14 protein-coding genes are annotated in these 21,114 nt (G+C 55.0%); 12 read left to right on the plus strand and 2 right to left on the minus strand.

All coding sequences use genetic code 11. The features are described from left to right. Window positions 1–75: 75 nt before the first annotated feature. Both DHf2319_RS06215 and DHf2319_RS06220 read left to right on the plus strand, forming a co-directional pair. Window positions 76–1,242 (plus strand): acetyl-CoA acetyltransferase, encoded by a 1,167-nt coding sequence (locus tag DHf2319_RS06215; protein ID WP_243479927.1) that lies wholly within the window; start codon window positions 76–78, stop codon window positions 1,240–1,242. Between the two features lies 1 nt (window position 1,243). Beyond that, the gene (locus tag DHf2319_RS06220; RefSeq protein WP_243479928.1) at window positions 1,244–2,827 is read left to right on the plus strand and encodes an acyl-CoA synthetase; all 1,584 of its coding nucleotides are present in this window, start codon (window positions 1,244–1,246) and stop codon (window positions 2,825–2,827) included. Window positions 2,828–2,956: 129 nt separating this feature from the next. Here the strand turns inward: DHf2319_RS06220 and DHf2319_RS06225 are convergent, their stop codons facing one another. Beyond that, entirely contained in the window at window positions 2,957–3,394 is a 438-nt protein-coding gene (locus tag DHf2319_RS06225) for a Dabb family protein (RefSeq protein ID WP_243479929.1), read from the minus strand. A gap of 10 nt (window positions 3,395–3,404) precedes the next feature. Next, window positions 3,405–6,320 (minus strand): DUF4114 domain-containing protein, encoded by a 2,916-nt coding sequence (locus DHf2319_RS06230; protein ID WP_243479930.1) that lies wholly within the window; start codon window positions 6,318–6,320, stop codon window positions 3,405–3,407. A gap of 256 nt (window positions 6,321–6,576) precedes the next feature. On the opposite strand from DHf2319_RS06230, the gene purL reads away from it, so the two are divergent. The 10 genes from purL to DHf2319_RS06280 all read left to right on the plus strand — a co-directional run bounded on the left by purL (window position 6,577) and on the right by DHf2319_RS06280 (window position 20,989). Continuing rightward, window positions 6,577–10,578: a phosphoribosylformylglycinamidine synthase gene (purL, locus tag DHf2319_RS06235; protein ID WP_243479931.1), complete on the plus strand. Its 4,002-nt coding sequence runs from the start codon at window positions 6,577–6,579 to the stop codon at window positions 10,576–10,578. Between the two features lie 91 nt (window positions 10,579–10,669). After that, window positions 10,670–12,130 (plus strand): IMP dehydrogenase, encoded by a 1,461-nt coding sequence (gene guaB / locus DHf2319_RS06240; protein ID WP_243479932.1) that lies wholly within the window; start codon window positions 10,670–10,672, stop codon window positions 12,128–12,130. A gap of 16 nt (window positions 12,131–12,146) precedes the next feature. Next, window positions 12,147–13,739: a glutamine-hydrolyzing GMP synthase gene (gene guaA / locus DHf2319_RS06245; protein WP_243479933.1), complete on the plus strand. Its 1,593-nt coding sequence runs from the start codon at window positions 12,147–12,149 to the stop codon at window positions 13,737–13,739. A 2-nt stretch (window positions 13,740–13,741) separates the two neighbouring features. Next, entirely contained in the window at window positions 13,742–14,110 is a 369-nt protein-coding gene (locus DHf2319_RS06250) for an ATPase (RefSeq protein ID WP_243479934.1), read from the plus strand. Window positions 14,111–14,264: 154 nt separating this feature from the next. Then, complete coding sequence (locus tag DHf2319_RS06255; RefSeq protein ID WP_243479935.1) at window positions 14,265–14,489, plus strand: hypothetical protein; 225 nt, start codon at window positions 14,265–14,267, stop codon at window positions 14,487–14,489. 397 nt (window positions 14,490–14,886) lie between these two features. Further along, entirely contained in the window at window positions 14,887–15,123 is a 237-nt protein-coding gene (locus DHf2319_RS06260; protein ID WP_243479936.1) for a CDGSH iron-sulfur domain-containing protein, read from the plus strand. A 67-nt stretch (window positions 15,124–15,190) separates the two neighbouring features. Continuing rightward, the gene (gene alr / locus DHf2319_RS06265) at window positions 15,191–16,306 is read left to right on the plus strand and encodes an alanine racemase (RefSeq protein WP_243479937.1); all 1,116 of its coding nucleotides are present in this window, start codon (window positions 15,191–15,193) and stop codon (window positions 16,304–16,306) included. A 109-nt stretch (window positions 16,307–16,415) separates the two neighbouring features. Beyond that, a complete protein-coding gene (gene radA / locus DHf2319_RS06270) occupies window positions 16,416–17,783 on the plus strand; it encodes a DNA repair protein RadA (RefSeq protein WP_243479938.1) in 1,368 nt (455 codons plus the stop codon). A gap of 25 nt (window positions 17,784–17,808) precedes the next feature. After that, window positions 17,809–20,292: an ABC transporter permease gene (locus DHf2319_RS06275; protein WP_243479939.1), complete on the plus strand. Its 2,484-nt coding sequence runs from the start codon at window positions 17,809–17,811 to the stop codon at window positions 20,290–20,292. Next, window positions 20,285–20,989, plus strand: a complete 705-nt coding sequence (locus DHf2319_RS06280; RefSeq protein WP_243479940.1) for a 3-deoxy-D-manno-octulosonic acid kinase — start codon at window positions 20,285–20,287, stop codon at window positions 20,987–20,989. Before DHf2319_RS06275 ends, DHf2319_RS06280 begins: the two co-directional genes overlap by 8 nt. Window positions 20,990–21,114 lie beyond the last annotated feature (125 nt).

Raw genomic sequence — 21,114 nt, forward strand, 5'->3', positions numbered from 1 at the left:
CTTCGTTAGTATGTTTCGCGAACTACTCAGCATTCCCATTGCACCAATCAATATTCAAAAAACTGAGGGATAGACATGAACACACCGATGATCGTTGGCTGGGGCCACACCAAATTCGGCAAACACGATGCTGTTGAGATCGAAGAGCTGATTCGTGAGGCAGGGTTGGCGGCAATCGAATCGTCCGGGTTTGATGTCTCGGACATTGACGGTGTGTTCGTAGGCACATTTAACGGTGGCTTTGTGCCACAGGATTTTGCTGGGGCCATGGTGGGCGTGGCGATTCCTGAGTTGCGCCATGTACCAGCTGCTCGACTAGAAAACGCTTGCGCCACCGGGTCGGCCGCGATCTACACCGCGATCGATGCGATTTTGGCGGGCCGTATGAAGCGGGTCTTGGTCGTTGGTTACGAGAAGATGAACACCTTGCCCAACGCGCAGATTGGCGAGGTGCTGCTTAAGTGCTCATACGTTAAGGAAGAGGCAGGTATTCCGGCGGGTTTTGCCGGGGTGTTTGGCGAAATCGCTGGGGCCTACTTTGAGAGGTATGGCGATCAGTCAGACGCCTTGGCGACCATTGCAGCGAAGAATCACAAGAACGGTGTCGACAATCCCTTTGCTCATTTGCAGCGCGACTTGGGATTTGAGTTTTGTCGCAACGTGTCAGACAAAAATCCGATCGTGGCAGGCCCCTTGAAACGCTCGGACTGCTCCTTGGTCTCAGATGGGGCGGCAGCGGTCGTGATTTCGCTGGATCGCTCTAGCTCGGCCAAGGTGCCGGCGATCAAGTGGCTCTCGCGTACCCAAGTTAATGAGTGGTTGCCGATGAGCAGACGCGATCCGACTCGCTTTGAGGGGGCTGCCATGGCCTGGCAAAAGGGCCTGGCTGACGCGGGCATTGGATTAGGAGATTTGAACTTTGTGGAAACGCATGACTGCTTCACCATTGCTGAGATGCTGGAGTACGAGGCCATGGGGCTAGCGCCCCAAGGCCAAGGCGCCCGTGTGGCACTTGATGGCGTGACCGCTGCCGATGGCAAGCTGCCAGTCAATCGCTCGGGCGGCTTGAAGTCCAAGGGCCACCCGATTGGTGCCACCGGCGTGTCGATGCACGTGATGGCGGCCATGCAGCTAGCTGGCACGGCCGGCGCCATGCAACTGCCTGGCCCTGCGCGCGGTGCAGTGTTCAACATGGGTGGCACGTCAGTTGCCAATTACCTGAGTATCTTGCAGGCGGTCTAACATGCATGCAGCACAAGTGATGAATTTGAGCCAATTACTGGCTCAAACAGCCAAGTTACATCCGGATCGCCCGGGGGTGATTCGCGGCAATGATGTTTGGACCTGGCGGGAAATAGACAACCGCGTCAACGCCATGTGTCAGGCTTTGACTGATCTTGGGGTGGTTAAGGGGGATCGAATTCTCACGCAATCACGCAACTGTTTGCAGACCTTGGAGCTAGCCTGGGTGGCGTTTCGTCTGGGGTGCGTTTGGGTGCCAACCAACTTTCGGTTAACGCCAGATGAAGTGGCGTATCTCGGTGCTAGCAGTGGTGCCTCAGTCATGGTGTACGAGGATGTGTTTGCTGACCACGTGGATGCGGTCAAGCGCGAGTCAGGTGACGTAAGGTTGGTGATTGCTATCGGTGCGGCCAGAGTAGGTGAGCACAGCTATGAGGTGCTCGTTGATAAACACCTGGGCTGCGATTTTGCGCCGGCCGAAGTCTCGGAGAACGATCCCTGCTGGTTTTTTTACACGTCAGGCACGACTGGCAGACCCAAGGCGGGGGTGTTGACGCATGGCCAGATGGCGTTTGTGGTGACCAACCATCTCGCCGATCTGATTCCCGGTACCAATGAGTTTGACGTGTCTGCGGTCGTTGCGCCCCTGTCGCATGGTGCTGGTATCCACATGTTGTTGAATGTCGCTCGCGGGGCTGCCAATGTGCTCATGCCTTCAGAGAAACTCGACGCGCAGGTGTTCTGGCAGTTGGTAGAAAAACACCGGGTCACCAACGTGTTTACCGTGCCAACCATCGTGAAGGTGTTGGTTGAGCATCCTTCTGTGGATGAGTATGACCACAGCAGCCTTAAGTTCATGATCTATGCCGGCGCACCAATGTACCGGGCAGACCAGAAACTTGCCCTACAAAAGCTGGGCCGCGTGCTGGTGCAGTATTTCGGGTTGGGTGAGGTCACCGGGTGCATCACGGTGCTGCCGCCGCACATGCACTCGGCTAATGATGAGGATCCGAACGCCAATATCGGCTCATGCGGCAGACCACGCACGGGCATGGAAGTGGCGATTCTGGATAAAGACATGAAGCGACTTCCCACGGGTGAAGTCGGTGAGATTTGTGTGCGGGGCCCCGCGGTTTTATTGGGATATCACAACAATTCTGAGGCTACCGAGAAGGCGCTCAAGGGTGGTTGGTTCCACACGGGTGACTTGGGAAGGGTGGATGAGCGTGGATTGCTCTACATCACTGGCCGTGAGTCGGACATGTATATCTCGGGTGGATCAAACGTCTACCCGCGCGAGGTCGAAGAGGTGCTCTTAACCCATCCGGCTGTGCTCGAGGTTGCGGTACTTGGTGTGCCAGATCCCAAATGGGGCGAGGTAGGGGTTGCTGTGGTGGTTAGGCGACCGGATGCTGAGGAGGTTACGCCTGAGCAACTTTTTGCGCATCTTGAAGGACGCTGTGCCAAATACCGCTGGCCACGTGAATTCTTTTTTTGGGAGTCTTTGCCAAAGTCAGGGTACGGCAAGATCACTAAAAAGGATGTGCGGGCGATGCTCGTGGAGCGAGGGGAGATTGGGGGGTAGTGAGTCCGGATGAAAGCTTTCGGTTCTGGGTCGCGGTTGGCGGTGTTGGTGGTGTTGCTGATGTGTTTGGAAACTGTTCGGATATTCGATTTGATTTGTTAAGAGTTTTGGGTCAACTCGTCGCGCAAGCTAGCTGTTCGGTTTGAAGTCGAACACCAAACATCCGGCATCTTTGTCAAGCAACGGCCCGACAAAAGCTTTGAACGCGTGATGAACAGGGTCATAATGAGCCGGGTCACGAATGAATGGCTCACCGACGTAATAGTTTCGGTCACCTTCTGACCGAAACGTCACTATGTATCCTTGCTCGAAATCCAAACCGAAGGCTTCCTGGCTAATTTGGCTGCCGTATTCGATTGAGATGATGTAAGCACCCCCGTCACGCTTGGCATCGTTGAGCATGCTCAAGAAGCGCTGAGCAACTGATTGCTTGATCGATTCAGGTATTCCGTCTTTGAATTTAAACAAAACGATGTGGCGGATGATTCCCACCCGATAATTGCTAGCGGTCAGGGATTCTGCGCGAGTATTTAACTCGCCCGTGTTGATTGAGCGGGATTGGCTCACTAAATATCCATCAAACCAGCAGTCCCGCCCCAGCAGTCGAAGTGAAGTCCAACTGAATGATCAGGTCGTTGAAATCGAAGTCGCCACCACCATAAAGATCTTCCCAGCCCCAAGTATTTAGACCATAGTTACGCAGGTGTACAACTGATTGGCCGTCAACTTTTTCGTTGGCGGCAGCAAATCCGAAGAATGTGTTCTGACCATTTGTGAGTGTCATGGCGATGATATCCCCGGCATCAACGCCAGTGATCACTTCTTCTGTGTATTGTCCGTAGCCAGGCCCCGAGATCGAATCCGACCCGCTTTGCGTTAAGTACGCCCGCCCTGAGGCAAGTTCGCCATATGCCGCGTCTCCCGGCTTGATGCCATCAATTGTTCCTAGTAGATCATCAACTCGGTAGAATGTAACTGACACGTCGTCGCCACCATTTTGTCGAGCTCTGACAATGACATCCTGATCATCTGCACCCAAAGCAGTTGTCGCGATGGCAACCGGACGCGCCACGTTAACCGCGCCAGCATCGTCCGAGATAAAGCCCACAAAGCCATACGGCGACGTCATGCTCTCTAGCGGCGTTGTTGTGGTCTCACCGCTGATCGTGATGCTGACAGCGGTGTCTTGCTCAACGACAGTTTGATACATTTGGCCCAGTGAGTAGCCATCAAACAGGGTCACTAGCTCAGCCGAGAAGTCAGGTTGGAGGACTTGTTGTGCTAACAGTGAGGTCCAGCCAAACCCTGTCGTTTGGTCGCCTGAGAATGCGATCGATTGATCACCGATCGTGAAAGATAGCGTTTCGGCAGCTGGCAACCTTGGCTGGAAGATCAGACTTTGGGAAACCGGACTCACAAGGGTTTGCTGGTCATTTGTTTCCAGAACCACCGGTTTGTCAGGGAAGTAGAGTTGACTGTGAGCGATCGTACTCAATGCTCGACTCAGCAGCACTCCGTTAGGGGAGCCTAGGCCGGTCGCATAGTCATAACCCCATGCTGCTTCATAACCATAGCCCGTGGGTGTGACAGCGATGGGATCACTGGCGTTGGTCGAGAATTTCCCGCCAAGCCGATACGAGGTAGCGTTCGAACCGATCGTGATGTCGTTAAAAGACCCGGGTGAGACCGCGGAAGCCAAGTAGAGCAGGTCATTGGCATAGCCCAGATTAGGCAAGCCTTGGTTTAGAAAAATTGCATTGATCTGGGAAGCGAGTGCTGCCCACAGTGGTGACGCAGCACTGGTGCCCCCCACGAGCGCTGTACTGTTATTCGCGGAATCCAAAGTGATGTAATCAATATTGCTGCCTGCGCTGGCCACCACGTCAGGGACGCCTCGACCTACTTGTGGATTGGGTCCCACTGATAAGGGTTCAAGGCCATACGCCACCTGATAATTTGGTGTGCTTTGGCTAACATCAACCCCGCCGGCCCCAGCAAAGTTCTGAGTGTAGTCCTGAATCGAACCCGTTGTCCCAACCAGAAAGTTTTCGTTCCACAGAGTCTCGATAAAGAGATCGTTTTCAGATAACTGGTCCGTTGGACTCTTTAACCCTCCTGCCACGAGTAGCCAAAGGGCTTGTTTGTCGCCCGACTCGGCGAGCGCTACCAGATTTGGCTCAAAGGCCAAGGTCGGATCCTGTTGTGCTACCGCTAGGGTAGACAAGGAGGTGCCCCCAACGGCCACCATGTAAGGGCTGGTTTGTGACACTGAAACATTCACCAGGCCGTTTGCTCGATTCAGCGCGGATCCTTGGTCGCCAGCGGCAGCAAATACGCTTTGATTTCTTAGCGCTGCATCCACCCCAAGTTCTCTGAAAGCAGCAAGGAATGGCGAGTCAGGGCTCATGGCGTAGATCGTGCCGTAAGAAGTGGAGATGACCTCTGGGTCATAACTTGTGTCCCAGATCGCACTCTGCAAAGCAGTTAGTGCAGTGGCTGAGGCATTGCCCGTCGTGGCTGGATTCAGGCCTGATCCCGTGTACACGCGAATATCGCTTGTCGGGTTGACAGAGGCAATGACAGAGATATCCAAGTCGCGCTCATCGTAGGCTGGGTTCCAGAGTTGTCCACTAGCGCCTTGGGTGGAGAGCGAACCCACCCAGGCTTGCTCTTGAGTGTCGTTGATGAACTTTTTCAGCATCGACTCAAGATTCCCCGGCGAGTCTATTGCAGAACCAATGCCGGGCTCAGTCAGTCCAATGAGGGCTGTTTGCACCGATTTTTTATTAGCCAGTGGGAAGTTATAGATATTGTTGGCAAACTCGTATGCAGTAGCGTAGTCGCTGCGCACGCTTGCACCATTTCCGATCGATTGCCATCCAGGGACGAGTTCCGCTTGAGCATCTCCTGCGAAATTTTGCGCCTCGACTCGTCTAAGGTCGAAGAAATCGGTGTCAAACCAGATCGCCGAGACGTCTAATTGCTCATCAACGGCCAGCGAACCATTCCAAAAGGGCAGGTCTGTGTCGGGGCCGTCAGGACTGTCGTATAGATAGAAGTCAGTCCCGAAGAGTTTTGCGAAGTCGCTGCCTGATTTCAACTCAACCCAAATCGAACGCGCCTGTGCCGAGGAAACATAGTTGCTGTTGGTTTGGTCTAGGACAGTTAAGCCCAGTGTGTCCTCTAGGTAGCTGCGGGCTAGATCAAAGTCTGTTTGGCTCGCGCCAAAATTACTCCATAACTGACCGCTATCAGCTAGGCTTTTTAAGGTGGTTTGACGGGTAGCCCAATCCGAGTTCAGCAGGCTTTCAGGTGAGTTGGCCCTTGGCAGAAACAGACCAACGTTGATGCCCAAGCCATCAGGGAACACGTTATCGAGCAGACGCACAAAAGACGGATCCAAGTTATAGGCAGTCACCACCGATGTTTCTGCTGTCAGCCCGTGGGAAGTTAAATCTAGAAACGTGGAATTCGGTAGGGTTTTGTATGGCATGTTTGCAGGCCCATGATCTTAGGAATATGTCGCTCTTGTAACCCCTAAAGTTGAAGTTTTCAAGACTGCTTTAACAAACTTATCGGATGCCAATTGGTCTGGCACTTTCGCCCGCTATCATCGCTCTAGCACCAAGTTGGTGCCTTGGTTGTGCAAGCTCCACTCGATGATGTCTGAGTATTCGATCGGCTCGACCTCAGAGGGGCACTACCCCGGCTAAAATGCAACCATTGTTCACCTTTTGTGGTTGCTTGACGTGTCTAACACTCTCACGCTTGCCGGTTCATCGGCGATTTCCCCGTTTCGTGCCCAGCAGTTACTCGATAAGTTTGCTGCGGCGAACCTACCGGTCGCTGCGGTGCAGGCATGCTTTGAGCATTACATCTGGAGCACTGAGCCACTGACGGGAGCTGAACGTGAGCGGGTCACGGCATTATTGGACTACGGTGTCGCCTTGGATGCGCCGCTCGATGAGACAGATGCTCTGGTGTTGAGGGTCTTGCCACGTCTGGGTACGGTCTCACCCTGGGCCAGCAAAGCCACTGACATTGCGCACAACTGTGGCATGGGGTATGTCAAACGCATCGAGCGCGGGGTGCGGTATGTGCTGACGGTTAAGCGTGGCTTGTTGTCTAAGAAGAAGTTATCTGATGCTGAGTTAGCAGCGATTGCTGGTTTGCTGCATGACCGCATGACGCAAACCGTGGTCGACCAATCGTTTGATGTGTCGGTGCTGTTTGAAACCCGCCAGGGTAAGCCGGTGCAAACGGTAGATGTGCTGGGCGCTGGCAAGTCTGCACTGGAGGCTGCCAACGGTGACTGGGGTTTAGCGCTCTCAGACGACGAGATTGAGTATCTGGTGGATTCGTTTGTGGGGCTTGGGCGCAACCCGACTGATGTCGAGCTCATGATGTTTGCCCAGGCTAACAGTGAACACTGCCGTCACAAGATTTTTAATGCGCAGTGGGTCATCGATGGCCAGACTCGCGACAAAACACTGTTTGGCATGATCCGCGAGACGCACGCTAAGCAACCACGCGGCACGGTGGTGGCGTATTCTGATAACGCGGCCATCATGCAAGGTGGACCTGCGGTGCGGTTTGAGCCAGAGGTGTGGGCCGGCGATGCTTGGGGCCCAACGACCTATGGTCGTCGCGAAACGGTGGTGCATACCTTGATGAAGGTTGAGACCCATAATCATCCGACTGCAATCGCCCCATTTGAAGGGGCATCGACTGGCGCGGGTGGTGAGATTCGGGACGAGGGCGCCACTGGCAGGGGCTCCAAGCCCAAGGCGGGATTGACAGGCTTTACCGTCTCTCACTTGCGCTTTGAGGATGACGTTCAGCCTTGGGAGGCCGACCATCATGGCATGCCAGAGCGGATTGCATCACCGTTGCAGATCATGATCGATGGGCCTTTGGGCGGTGCGGCCTTTAACAATGAGTTTGGGCGTCCCAACATCCTGGGTTATTTCCGCAGCTTTGAGCAAAGCGGTGGCGGTTTGCGTTGGGGATATCACAAGCCCATCATGATCGCCGGTGGCTTGGGCAGCATCGATGATGGCTTGACCCACAAAGATCCGCTGCCACCGGGCGCATTGCTGATTCAGCTCGGTGGTCCGGGCCTGCGTATTGGCATGGGAGGTGGTGCGGCCTCGAGCATGGGCGTGGGTGCCAATCAAGCCGAGTTGGATTTTGATTCGGTGCAAAGGGGCAATCCAGAGATTGAGCGGCGCTGCCAAGAAGTGATTGACCGTTGCTGGCAGTTGGGGCAGGACAACCCGATTATTGCGATTCACGATGTAGGTGCTGGCGGTCTATCGAACGCCTTTCCGGAACTGGTCAATGACGCGGGTCGGGGTGCTATCTTTGATTTGCACCAAGTGCGACTCGAAGAGTCGGGCATGTCACCGGCCGAGATTTGGACTAATGAGAGCCAGGAGCGTTACGTGCTGGCGATTGCCCCGGAGGATTTGACGCGCTTTGCGGACATCGCGGCGCGTGAGCGTTGCCCGTTTGCCGTGATTGGCCATGCGACTGAAGCGCGCCAGCTTAAAGTGACTTACGGTGAAGATGCGCCAGTTGATGTGCCCATGGATGTGATTCTGGGCAAGCCACCGAAGATGACGCGCGATGTGACGCACGAATCACCCGTGTCTGAGGCCATGGACTTGACCGTGATTGATCTCGATGAGGCGGTTAATCGTGTGCTGCGTCACCCCACGGTGGCCAACAAGACGTTTTTGATCACCATTGGTGACCGCACCGTCAGTGGTTTGGTCAGTCGTGACCAAATGGTTGGCCCTTGGCAGGTACCCGTGGCCGATTGCGCGGTGACCTTGACAGACTACGATGGTGATCGTGGTGAAGTCATGGCCATGGGAGAGCGCACACCCTTAGCGATGTTCAATGGGCCCGCCTCAGCCCGCATGGCCATCACCGAAGCGTTAACCAACCTGGTGGCCGCTGATGTGCAGTCCATTGAGGACATCAAACTGTCAGCCAACTGGATGGCAGCGTGTGGTTCACCTGGGCAAGATGCGGTGCTGTTTGATACGGTGCAGGCTGCCAGTGAGTTCTGTCAGGAAGCAGGGCTGTCGATTCCGGTGGGCAAGGATTCGCTCTCCATGCGCACGCGCTGGCAAGCAGGTGACCAAACCAAAGAAGTGATTGCGCCGGTGTCGCTTATTGTGAGTGCATTTGCGCCAGTGGCTGACGTTAAAAAGACGGTTACGCCGCAGTTGCGTACCGATCTGGGTCCGACCACGCTGATTCTGGTGGATTTGGGCGAAGGGCGTCAACGAATGGCGGGCTCTGTATTGGCGCAAGTGGCAGGCCAGTTGGGCGAAGAAGTGCCTGATATGGCAAGCGCTGAGACATTGCGCAGTTTTTTTGCGACGATGCGTGCCTTAATTGACTCAGGCATCGTGCTGGCCTACCACGACCGATCAGACGGGGGCTTGTTCACCACCCTTTGCGAGATGGCGTTTGCAGGTCACTGTGGCGTGTCAGTCAATCTGGACTTGCTGACCATAGACCCCTATGCGGCTGATTGGGGCGACTTCAAGATTCGTCCTGAGCAGGTCGCTGTTCAGCGCAATGAGTTGACGTTAAAGGCACTCTTTAATGAAGAAGCTGGTGCCGTCATTCAAGTCCCGTCAGCGGAGCGCGATGCTGTCATGCAGGTGCTGCGTGGTGCGGGCTTGTCCAAGCACGCCCATGTGATTGGCATGCCGAACACGACCGATGAGATCGAGATTTTCCGGGATGCCAAGAAGATTTGGGGCAGGGCACGCTCGGACCTGGCCAAGCGCTGGTCTGATGTCAGCTGGCGCATTGCCCGCTTGCGAGACAATCCGGTTTGCGCTGACGCGGAGTACCAAATTTGGGATGACACCGAGGATCCCGGCATGTCATGTGTCGTGCCGTTTAATCCGCAAGAGGATATTGCCGCACCGTTTATCGCGTCAGGCGTGCGCCCCAAGGTAGCGATTCTGCGCGAGCAAGGCTGCAACAGCCAAGTGGAGATGGCTTGGGCATTCGATCGTGCTGGCTTTGAAGCGGTTGATGTGCACATGACCGATCTGCAGCAAGGCCGCACCGAGCTCGTCTCGTTTACTGGACTGGTTGCGGTTGGCGGGTTTAGCTACGGTGATGTATTGGGCGCTGGCGAGGGCTGGGCCCGAAGTATTTTGTTTAACGATCGTCTGTCGCAGATGTTTGCCGAGTACTTCGCCCGGGGTGATGTGTTTGCCTTGGGCGTTTGTAATGGTTGCCAGATGCTGGCGGCTTTGGCCGAGATGATTCCCGGTGCCGAGCATTGGCCACGCTTTACGCGCAACCAGTCGGAGAAGTATGAGGCCAGACTGTCGTTGGTGGAAGTGGCTGACTCACCTTCTATTTTCTTTAGCGCGATGGCGGGCACGCGCATCCCTGTAGCTGTTGCCCATGGCGAAGGATTTGCTGACTTCAGGCGTCAGGGCGATGCAGGCAAGGTGATTCGGGCCATGCATTATGTCGATCACCGCGGGCAAGCCACTGAAGCCTATCCATACAATCCGAACGGCAGCCCTGATGGCTTGACTGCGGTCACCACAGCGGATGGTCGATTCACCGCGTTGATGCCGCACCCTGAGCGGGTCACGCGCAATGTCATGATGTCGTGGCATCCGGCGCGTTGGGGTGAGGCCGACACCGGCGGCATGGATTCGCCCTGGATGCGGTTTTTCCGGAACGCCAGAGTGCACGTTGGCTAAGCAGGCAAGGGCTGTCGCCCCAGGGTGACAACCCTTGCCTGAAAACCTTGCGGCGCTCACGTATAATCTTGCTTTGCGCCCGGAGTTTTCTATGCGTCTTAGTCAAACAGCGCTCACCTTCGATGATGTTTTGTTGGTGCCAGCCTACTCTGATGTGTTGCCGCGCGACACATCGCTCACAACCCAACTGACTCGCCAGATCTCGCTGAATATCCCCTTGGTATCAGCGGCCATGGACACCGTGACCGAAGCACGGCTAGCAATTGCCATGGCACAAGAAGGTGGTATCGGGATCATCCACAAAAATCTCACGGCTGACGAGCAAGCCGCCGAAGTCTCTCGCGTCAAGCGCCACGAGTTTGGCATTGTGATTGATCCAGTTACTGTCACACCATCAATGCGGGTGCGCGATGCGATCGCGCTGCAAAAGCAGCACGGCATCTCGGGCTTGCCTGTGGTCGAGGGCGGCAAAGTGGTCGGCATTGTGACCAATCGTGATCTTCGGTTCGAAGAGCGACTGGACGAACCCCTTAAAAACATCATGACGCCACAAGAGCGCTTGGTCACCATGCCTGAAGGGGCCACGCTCGATCAGGCCCAATCGTTGATGCACAAGCACCGCCTAGAACGTGTGCTAATCGTCAATGACCAGTTCGAGCTTTGCGGGCTGGCAACTGTAAAAGATATCGTCAAAAACACCGAGCACCCGATGGCGTGCAAAGACAGTTTTGGGCAGTTGCGTGTTGGCGCAGCAGTCGGTGTGGGCGCTGACTCAGAAGAGCGCATTGAAAAGCTGGTTGCCGCAGGCGTGGACGTGATTGTGGTCGACACTGCCCACGGTCACTCGGCTGGTGTGATCGATCGGGTTAGCTGGATCAAAGAGCGCCACGACAAAGTTCAGGTGATTGGTGGCAACATTGCCACGGGTGCAGCAGCCAAGGCATTGCTTGATGCGGGTGCGGACGGCGTCAAAGTTGGTATCGGCCCAGGATCCATTTGTACAACCCGAATTGTGGCCGGTGTGGGTGTGCCGCAAATTACCGCGATATCGGATGTCGCAAAAGCACTGGAAGGCACTGGCGTGCCACTGATTGCTGACGGTGGCGTGCGGTTTTCTGGGGACATTGCCAAAGCGATCGCTGCGGGTGCCTCATCGGTCATGATGGGGAGTATGTTCGCCGGTACCGAAGAAGCGCCAGGCGAGGTGGTGCTCTTTCAGGGACGCTCCTACAAGTCATATCGGGGCATGGGTAGCCTGGGCGCGATGGCCGATGGTTCGGCTGATCGGTATTTCCAAGACTCGTCGAGTAACAACGACAAGTATGTGCCTGAAGGCATTGAGGGTCGGGTGCCGTATAAGGGCAGTGTATTAGCGATCATCTATCAGCTTGTTGGTGGTTTGCGAGCCTCTATGGGCTATTGTGGTTGTGCTTCGATTCAAGACATGCGCACCAAACCGAATTTTGTGCAGATCACTGCGGCTGGCATTCGTGAGTCACACGTTCATGACGTGCAGATCACTAAAGAAGCCCCGAATTATCGCGCGGACTAACCCCGGAATAACTCGCATGCATGAACGAATTCTGATCCTGGACTACGGTTCACAGGTTACGCAACTGATTGCCCGCCGGGTGCGTGAAGCCGGTGTCTATTGTGAATTGCACCCGGGTGATGTCTCGGATGCGTTCCTCCTAGAGCAAAAGGCAAATGGCTTAAAAGGCATCATCTTGTCAGGCAGCCATTTGTCTGCGTATGACGAAGATGCCTTAAAAGTGCCGCCCGCTGTGTTTGAGCAAGGGGTGCCTGTGCTTGGCATCTGTTACGGCATGCAGGCCATGGCCATGCACTTTGGCGGTGAAGTCACCCACGCGCATCACCGTGAATTTGGCTATGCTGAAGTCAGGGCACGCGGTCACACAAAACTGTTTGATGGCATAGAGGACTTCAGCACGCCCGAAGGCCATGGGATGCTTAAGGTGTGGATGAGCCATGGTGATCAAGTCACCCGATTGCCTGACGGGTTTAAGTTGATGGCATCCACGCCGTCATGCCCGATCGCGGGCATGGCTGATGAGACCCGTTTGTTCTATGGGGTGCAGTTCCATCCAGAGGTCACTCATACGGTACAAGGTCAGGCGATGTTGACGCGTTTTGTGCGTGACATCTGCGGTTGCCATGCCGACTGGAACATGCCGGACTATGTCGATGAGGCTGTTGCCAAGATTCGTGAGCAGGTGGGCTCAGATCACGTGATTCTGGGCTTATCTGGCGGCGTGGACTCTTCGGTTGCTGCAGCCCTGATTCATAAAGCCGTTGGTGATCAGTTGACTTGCGTGTTCGTCGATCACGGTTTGTTGCGCTTAAACGAAGCCGATCAGGTGATGTCGACATTTGCCGAGCACATGGGTGTGAAGGTGATTCACGTTGATGCCACCGATGACTTCATGGGTAAACTCGATGGCGTCACAGATCCAGAGGCTAAGCGCAAGATCATCGGCAAAGAGTTCGTCGAAGTGTTTCAGCGTGAAGCTAGCAAGATTGATAACGCGAAGTGGTTGGCGCAGGGCACGATCTATCCCGATGTGATCGAGTCGGCCGGTGCTAAGACGGGCAAGGCGGTGTCGATCAAGTCTCACCACAATGTGGGCGGCTTGCCAGAGACATTGAATCTGAAACTGCTCGAGCCTTTGCGTGAGCTTTTTAAGGATGAGGTCAGAAAACTTGGTATCGCACTAGGGTTGCCAACCGAGATGGTCTATCGCCACCCGTTCCCGGGTCCTGGTTTGGGTGTCCGGATTTTGGGGGCGGTGAATAAGCAGTTTGCCGATTGGCTACGCGAAGCCGATGCAATCTTCATCGATGAGCTTAGAAATACGATTGATCCCGACACCAACCAATCCTGGTATGACCTGACCTCTCAGGCTTTCGCAGTGTTCTTGCCGGTGAAATCGGTGGGTGTGATGGGCGATGGACGCACGTATGAGTATGTGGTTGCTCTGAGGGCGGTTCAAACGTCGGATTTCATGACAGCAGACTGGGCGCCGTTGCCGCATCAATTGCTCTCCAAAGTGTCCTCGCGCATCATCAACGAGGTCAAGGGCATTAACCGAGTGGTGTATGACGTCTCGACCAAGCCACCGGCAACGATCGAGTGGGAGTGATCGTGTCTGATGTGCCTGAGATTGTTGTAATTGCGGGTCCGAATGGCGCTGGAAAGACAACCTTTGCCAAGCAATATCTTGCGCAATGCCTGCAGCCCCTGCCATTTGTTAATGCTGATTTGATCGCTGCAGGCATTGCGCCCCTTTCCCCTGACTCAGCAGCCTTGCTAGCCGGCCGCCTGATGCTTGAAGAAATGGATCGGCTGGTTCAACAAAACAAATCTTTCGCCTTTGAGACGACATTGGCTGGAGTCGGCTATGCGAAAAAGCTCTCTGTCTGGTCGGATCTGGGGTACTCGATCGTACGCGTCTTTCTAAAGCTACCGGACGTAACGCACGCGCTTGACCGTGTGAAAGCGCGAGTGGTGTAAGGTGGGCACAACATCCCGGAGGTAGTCGTCCGTCGGCGATTTGCCGCGGGCTGGAGGAATTTTGAAAACATCTATAAAGACTTAGCCAGCGAGTGGTATGTTTTAGACGCAAACGATACGACCGTTATCTTGTCATCCGGGGAGCGTCCAAGCAATGGCTGAAAAAAAACGGCCTGACAGGGCTGAAACCGAACGCCGAATCCTGAAAGCTTTCGAGGCGGGCGTGCTGCAAGCGAAAATTGATGCAGTTCGATTTAACACTGATCTCATTGTCACCAGAAACGGGAAGCTGACACGCATTCCACCTGAGGATTTGATCCCTGATCTAGAGGCAGCTGGTCTTGAGGTCATTATTGTTCGACCGAAGCGCAAGCCATAATCTCGCGGCTCAGTGGTTTTTTACTTTTGGCTGTTTTTGCTCTTTTGTACTTCGTCAGCACTTGGACGCTGAGTGTGATGCAACTCCAGAATCCATAATTTCTGCCATTAGGCTCCAAATTTCAAGGCGAGTTGGTTGAAACTTGACGGGCCACCGTTTAACTTCAGACGCTAAAAATAGCGCGTTAGCCAACGTTCCTGTCGCGAGCTTGATGGCTAGTCAAGCGTACTTTGGTTAGGTTCGCGCTAAGCCGATCGGTCAAGGACTTGCCCACACATTTTGTCCGTCATCCATCGCACAACGCCGTCGGTGGGGTTAGAGTCGTGGGTGGAGTTTTTAACCGGACTGTTCGTGTTTGTTTTTAAGCTTTAGTTTATTGAACAAAAAGGAGACCTACATGCAACCCACCATCGCACAGAAAGCACCTTATCCAGTTGAGGTCGAGGCAGGTAAAACCTACTACTGGTGTTCCTGTGGCAAAAGCCAGAACCAACCATTCTGTGATGGCTCGCACAAAGGCAGCGAATTCTCGCCAATCGCGTTTACAGCTGAGAAGTCGGAGACCAAATACTTCTGTGGCTGCAAGATGTCAGCTAACAAGCCATTTTGTGATGGGGCTCATAACAAGCTTTGATTCTTTTTATGTGACAGCTAAGACTGGCCGTGCCATGCGCTAGACTCTTGTTAACTGGAGTTTTCGTATGCCGCGCCCGATTCAAGCCATTGTCCACACCGCTGCTTTAGCCCACAACCTTGATCTCGTTCGCGGGGTCTTACAGGGCACGAAACCATCTTCCAACGTTTGGGCGGTGATTAAGGCCAATGCCTATGGCCACGGGATCGAGGCTGCCGTTAGCGGCTTTCAAGAGTCTGACGGGCTTGCATTGCTGGATTTGGATGAGGCTGTGCGAGCGCGTCAAGCTCGATGGGATAAGCCTATTTTGTTGCTCGAAGGCCCATTTCAGATGAGCGACCTTGGCCTTGTCGCTCACCACCAACTCACGCCTGTAATTCACAACCTTGAACAGTTGGCCATGTTGCGTGCTTTTGACGGCTCGCTGCCGGCTATTTACCTCAAGCTGGATACCGGCATGACCCGCCTTGGTTTTTTGCCGGTCAATTTGCAGCAAGCGTTTGATCAGATTGACGCACTCGTTCGTGACGGCAAGCTTGGCAAGGTCACCTACATGACGCACTTCGCTTGTGCCGATCGCCTCGATGGGCTCGATGATCCGTTGCAACGATTTGTGCAGATGGTGACCAATCGGCCTGGTGCCTGGTGTCTAAGCAACTCAGCTGCGTGCCTCTTGCATGCAGATAAAGTGGCTGGTCTAGCCGCTGGTCATGGACGAAGTCTATGGTCAAGGCCGGGTATTTGTTTGTATGGCGCGAGCCCATTCAGTGATCGTGCCGCCAGTGATCTGGGTTTTAAGCCTGCGATGACGCTACGGTCTGAGCTCATCAGCGTTAAAGATGTTCAGGCCGGTGAAGGTATTGGCTACGGGCGCATGTTCGTGGCAGATCGGCCCATGCGGGTGGGGGTGGTGGCCTGCGGGTATGCCGATGGTTATCCGCGTCATGCGCCCACGGGCACACCAGTGGCCGTTGGTGGTCAGATCACTCGTATTTTGGGTCGCGTTTCCATGGACATGATGACAGTGGATTTGTCGGGCTTGAGTTCGGCTGGCGTTGGCACACCCGTTGTCTTGTGGGGCGAGGGTGGACCCTCGGTCGATGAGGTTGCAAAGGCTGCTGCCACGATTGGCTATGAGCTACTAAGTGGCGTGACTGCGCGGGTGCCGCGGGTGGTGTTGTAAGTCAGCCTGATCGGGTTGGATCGACGTCCTAGGGTATTATCGGAAGATTATTCAAAGTCAGTTCGGGAACTGGTTGGTCTTTTCTCGATCGGCCCTAAAGTTCTTACCCATGTCCAAATCAAAAACCAAGTTTGTCTGCCAGTCCTGCGGCACGGAGAGTCCTAAGTGGCTTGGCCAGTGCCCGGGCTGCCAGTCATGGAACACCTTTGAAGAAACCCGTGAGGAAACAGCAGCTGCTGCTGCCCATCGCTATGCTGCGGTCGCGGGTACGGCGCAACTGCAACGCTTGGCTGACGTCGAAGCCCGTGAATTGCCCAGACTGCCCACGGGCATTGCTGAGTTTGATCGCGTGCTAGGTGGGGGCTTGGTCAATGGTGGGGTGGTGCTCATTGGTGGTGATCCCGGTATTGGAAAGTCAACGCTTCTGTTGCAGGCGCTTGCCGCGATGTCAAGAAGTGCCCGCGTACTGTATGTCACCGGTGAGGAGTCAGCCGAACAAGTTGCCTTACGGGCAAGGCGGCTCAACCTCTCGAGTCCCGAGGTGGATTTGTTGGCAGAAATTCGTCTTGAAGTGATTGAAGAGGCGCTAAAGCGTGAACCAGCACCCGCGGTCGCCGTCATTGATTCGATCCAGACCATCTACACCAGCGCACTGTCTTCAGCACCAGGGTCTGTGTCACAGGTTAGAGAGTGTGCGGCGCAGCTAACCCGCATGGCCAAGCAGTCGGGTGTGCCGATCGTCATGATTGGACACGTCACCAAAGACGGTGCTTTGGCAGGTCCCCGCGTACTTGAACACATTGTTGACACGGTGTTGTATTTCGAGGGTGATACACACTCTTCCTTCAGATTGGTGCGCGCTTTTAAAAACCGATTTGGTGCGGTCAATGAGTTGGGTGTATTTGCCATGACCGACAAAGGTTTAAAAGGCGTTTCGAACCCATCAGCGTTGTTCTTGTCACAACACGCCGAGCAAGTCGCTGGTTCTTGCGTCATGGCCACGCAAGAGGGTTCGCGCCCTTTGCTAGTTGAAGTGCAGGCACTCGTCGATGCTGCCAACATGCCCAACCCCCGACGATTGGCCTTGGGTCTTGAGGGGCATCGATTAGCGATGTTGTTGGCTGTGTTACACCGACATGGTGGCGTGAGCACCTCCGATCAGGACGTGTTTGTCAATGCCGTGGGTGGCGTGAAGATCACAGAACCTGCTGCGGACTTGCCGGTGTTGTTGGCGATTTTGTCGTCATTGCGCGATAAGCCTTTGCCAGTAGGTTTGGTCTCGTTCGGCGAAGTGGGCTTAGCCGGCGAGGTCCGGCCTGCGCCGCGCGGGCAGGAGCGGCTAAAAGAAGCTGCCAAGCTGGGGTTCTCGGTGGCGATTATTCCGGCGGCTAACAAGCCAAAGCAAGCCATTGAGGGTCTGAGAGTTATTGCGGTCAACCGTCTGTCGCAGGCGATCGATGCGGTCAGGCAGGTCTAAGGAATAGATTGAAAGGTAGAGGCGAATGTGGCGATTTGCGTTAAAGCAGACATGGCGCGATTTCAGGGCAGGTGATCTGCGCTTGTTGGGCTTGGCTGTGGTCGTGGCGGTTGCTGCCATCAGCAGTGTCGGTTTTTTGTCCGACAGAGTTGGTAGGGCACTAGAGCGCGATGCGGGCCAGATGCTTGGCGCTGATCTAGTCGTCGAGTTACAGGGCGAGGCTGCGCAGGGGTGGATCGATCAAGCCAAATCCTTGGGTTTATCGGCCATCCGCACCTGGAACTTCCCCTCGATGGTGGGTAGCTCGGCAGGCGAATTGCAACTAGCTTCAGTGAAAGCTGTCGAACAAGGCTACCCCTTGCGTGGGCAATTACGGACGAGCTTGGGTATTGCCGAGCCCGATGAGCCCACGGCTACTGCGCCCGAGGTAGGCAAGGTCTGGGTCGATGGCCAGCTCCTGGCTTTGTTAGGTCTGCAAGTAGGCGATACGTTGTCGATAGGCAATCAGTCCTTGGCGATTGATAGGGTCATTACGTATGAGCCCGATCGAGGGGTGCAGTTCGTCAATGTTGCGCCACGCGTACTGATACGTGCAGAGGATCTTGCTCAGTCGGGTCTTGTGGGACCCGGCAGCCGGGTGCGGCATTCCATGTTAGTGGCGGGTGATATGTCGGCGGTCAACCAATACCGTGATTGGCTAAAACCACAACTAACGCAAGCCCAAGAGCTGGTCACTGTGAACGATGGTCGCCCCGAAATTACTCGGACACTTGAGCGAGCCAATGAGTTTTTAACGTTGGTGGTCATGATTGCTGTCTTGATCGCAGCCGTGGCGGTGGCTCTCGGAGCCAGACGTTTTAGTCAGCGCCAGCAACCTGCTATTGCCGTCATGCGATGCTGCGGTGCGACGCAGGCAGCTGTGACCAAGTTGCTTTTTATCGAATTTATGGTGGTCGCACTGGTCGGGTCGTTGATCGGTTTGGTGATTGGATGGGCAGCGCAGATGGTGCTGGTCAATCTCATGCAGGGCTTTGTCAGTGAGAATCTGCCAGGCGTGGGTTGGGTCCCTGCGCTACAGGGTTTGTATGCCGGGCTCTGGCTGCTGTTTGCCTTTTCTTTGCCTCCATTGCAGGCCTTACGACGTGTGTCAGCGGCCCAAATCCTGCGCCATGACGTACCAGCATTTCCAGTGCAAAGTATCGCGGGCTATTTGCTAGCCTTTATCGGCTTTGCGGTTCTGATGTGGTGGATCGCTGGCAATTTACGTTACGGTTTCGGTTTGGCAGCTGGTTTCGTTTTAGCCGCGGTAGTCTTTGGTTTATTGTCCCTAGGCGCCCTAAAGGTTTTGAATCTCGTGCGCCCGGCACTTGGCCATCGACCGGCCTGGCGGTTTGCGTTGGCGGGCATGGTGCGCCGCAAGGCGTCATCGATTGCGCAGATCAGCGCGTTGGCGGTCGGCATGATGGCGATTCTGCTCCTGACCATCGTTCGTACTGACCTGTTGCAAGGCTGGCAGCAGACTGTGCCGCCTGACGCGCCGAATCGGTTTTTGATCAACATTCAGCCTGACCAAGTACCGACCGTCAGGGCGGCGCTCGTAGATGCTGGCATAAAAAACCTTGAGTTTTATCCGATGATTCGCGGTCGTGTGATTGAGCGTAACGGCCAGGCGATCGTCGCTGAGGATTTTGAGTCGCCGAGGGCGCAACGGCTGTTACAGCGCGATTTCAATCTGTCATACGCCGACGCACTGCCTGAGAATGTCAAGCTCTTGGGTGGTCAGCCCCTAAACCCCAACGCCATGGAGTTGTCCATGGAGCAGGAAGTCGCTGACCTTCTGGGGATGCGCGTGGGTGACGAAGTGGTATTTGAGGTGGCGGGGCAGCCGGTGCCGGTGAAGATGACCAGTGTGCGGCAGGTGGACTGGGACTCCATGCAGCCAAACTTCTTTGCTGTTTTATCAACTGCGGCACTAAAAGATCAGCCGCAGACCTTTATCACGTCGTTTCACTTGCCCGCCCAGATGGCGCCAGTGACTCAGTCCTTGATCCGCCAATTTCCAAATTTGACGATCTTTGACGTCGGTGCACTGTTGGCGCAATTGCAGTCGGTCTTGGATCGGGTGTCGGTGGCGATTCAAGGCTTGTTTGTATTTGCGATATTAGCTGGGGCAATTGTGCTGGCCGCTGCGCTCAGTGCCAGTCGCCATGAGCGTATGCGTGAAGCGGCACTGTTGCGAGCGATTGGTGCGACCAATGAACAACTCTCGCGGGCGCAGCGCATCGAGCTTCTGGGTATCGGAGCATTGGCTGGTTTGATGGCCGCCACCGGGGCAACGCTGGCAGCGTGGGCACTGGCAACCTGGGTATTTGAGTTTTCAATGCAGTGGTCATTGACGCCTTGGTTACTTGGTCTGGCGGTTTGTATGCCAGGCGCATGGTTGGCAGGTTCGTTGGTATTACGCGGGGTGCTGAAGAGCCCGCCACTTTTAATCTTGCGTAATGAGTGAGCGTTTATCGGCTCCTGCTGCTGAAGTTGAGCAGTTCGGCTCATGCTGGGTCGTCACTGATGGCAGTTTGTCTCCAACTGACGCCCTGAAGGTGTTTGGCCAGGACGTCAATCAGGCGGACATGATCCGCGTAGGCAGAGGTGGCCGAGGCAGCGCCTGGCAACTATTGGTCAATGACGAGCCAGCGGTGCTCAGACGCTACCGCAGAGGCGGCATGATGGCAAAGGTCAATCGCGACCATTATCTTTGGCTAGGTCTGGAATTAACCAGGGCATTCAAGGAGTTCAGACTGATGCTGAGACTCGCTGAGGCTGGACATCGGGTGCCACGGCCCGTTTCAGCCATGGTCAAGCGATCGGGTATTTTTTATCGAGCGGCCATCCTGACTCGATTTATTGAGCACCGAGGCGCATTGTGCGACTGCGATTCCGAAGTTGCCTGGCGTGCGGCGGGGACCTCGGTGGCTCGCCTGCATCAGGCAGGCGTATGGCACGCAGACCTGAATGTGCACAATATTCTGATTGATGCGCATGACCAAGCTTGGCTAATTGACTTTGACCGAGCGCGCGAGGGCGTTGCCGACCCTCAGAAATTACAAGAAAATCTGAGCCGTTTGCTGCGTTCTGTACGTAAGACCTGCCCTGATTTGGAGCAGCGTCTTTGGCCGGTGTTGCTTGGCGGGTACGGGCGTATTTAAAAAATTCCCTGCTCTTGACTAGACACACTGTGCCACAGTGAAAAATAGCTTTAGAATCAACCCTGTCGGACCCGTTTTGTGATGCATGAAACGGGATTTTTTATGTCAGGTTCAAGGTGAAGGAT

It is taken from the genome of Orrella daihaiensis, from assembly GCF_022811525.1.
GTDB classification, from domain to species: Bacteria; Pseudomonadota; Gammaproteobacteria; order Burkholderiales; family Burkholderiaceae_B; genus Algicoccus; species Algicoccus daihaiensis.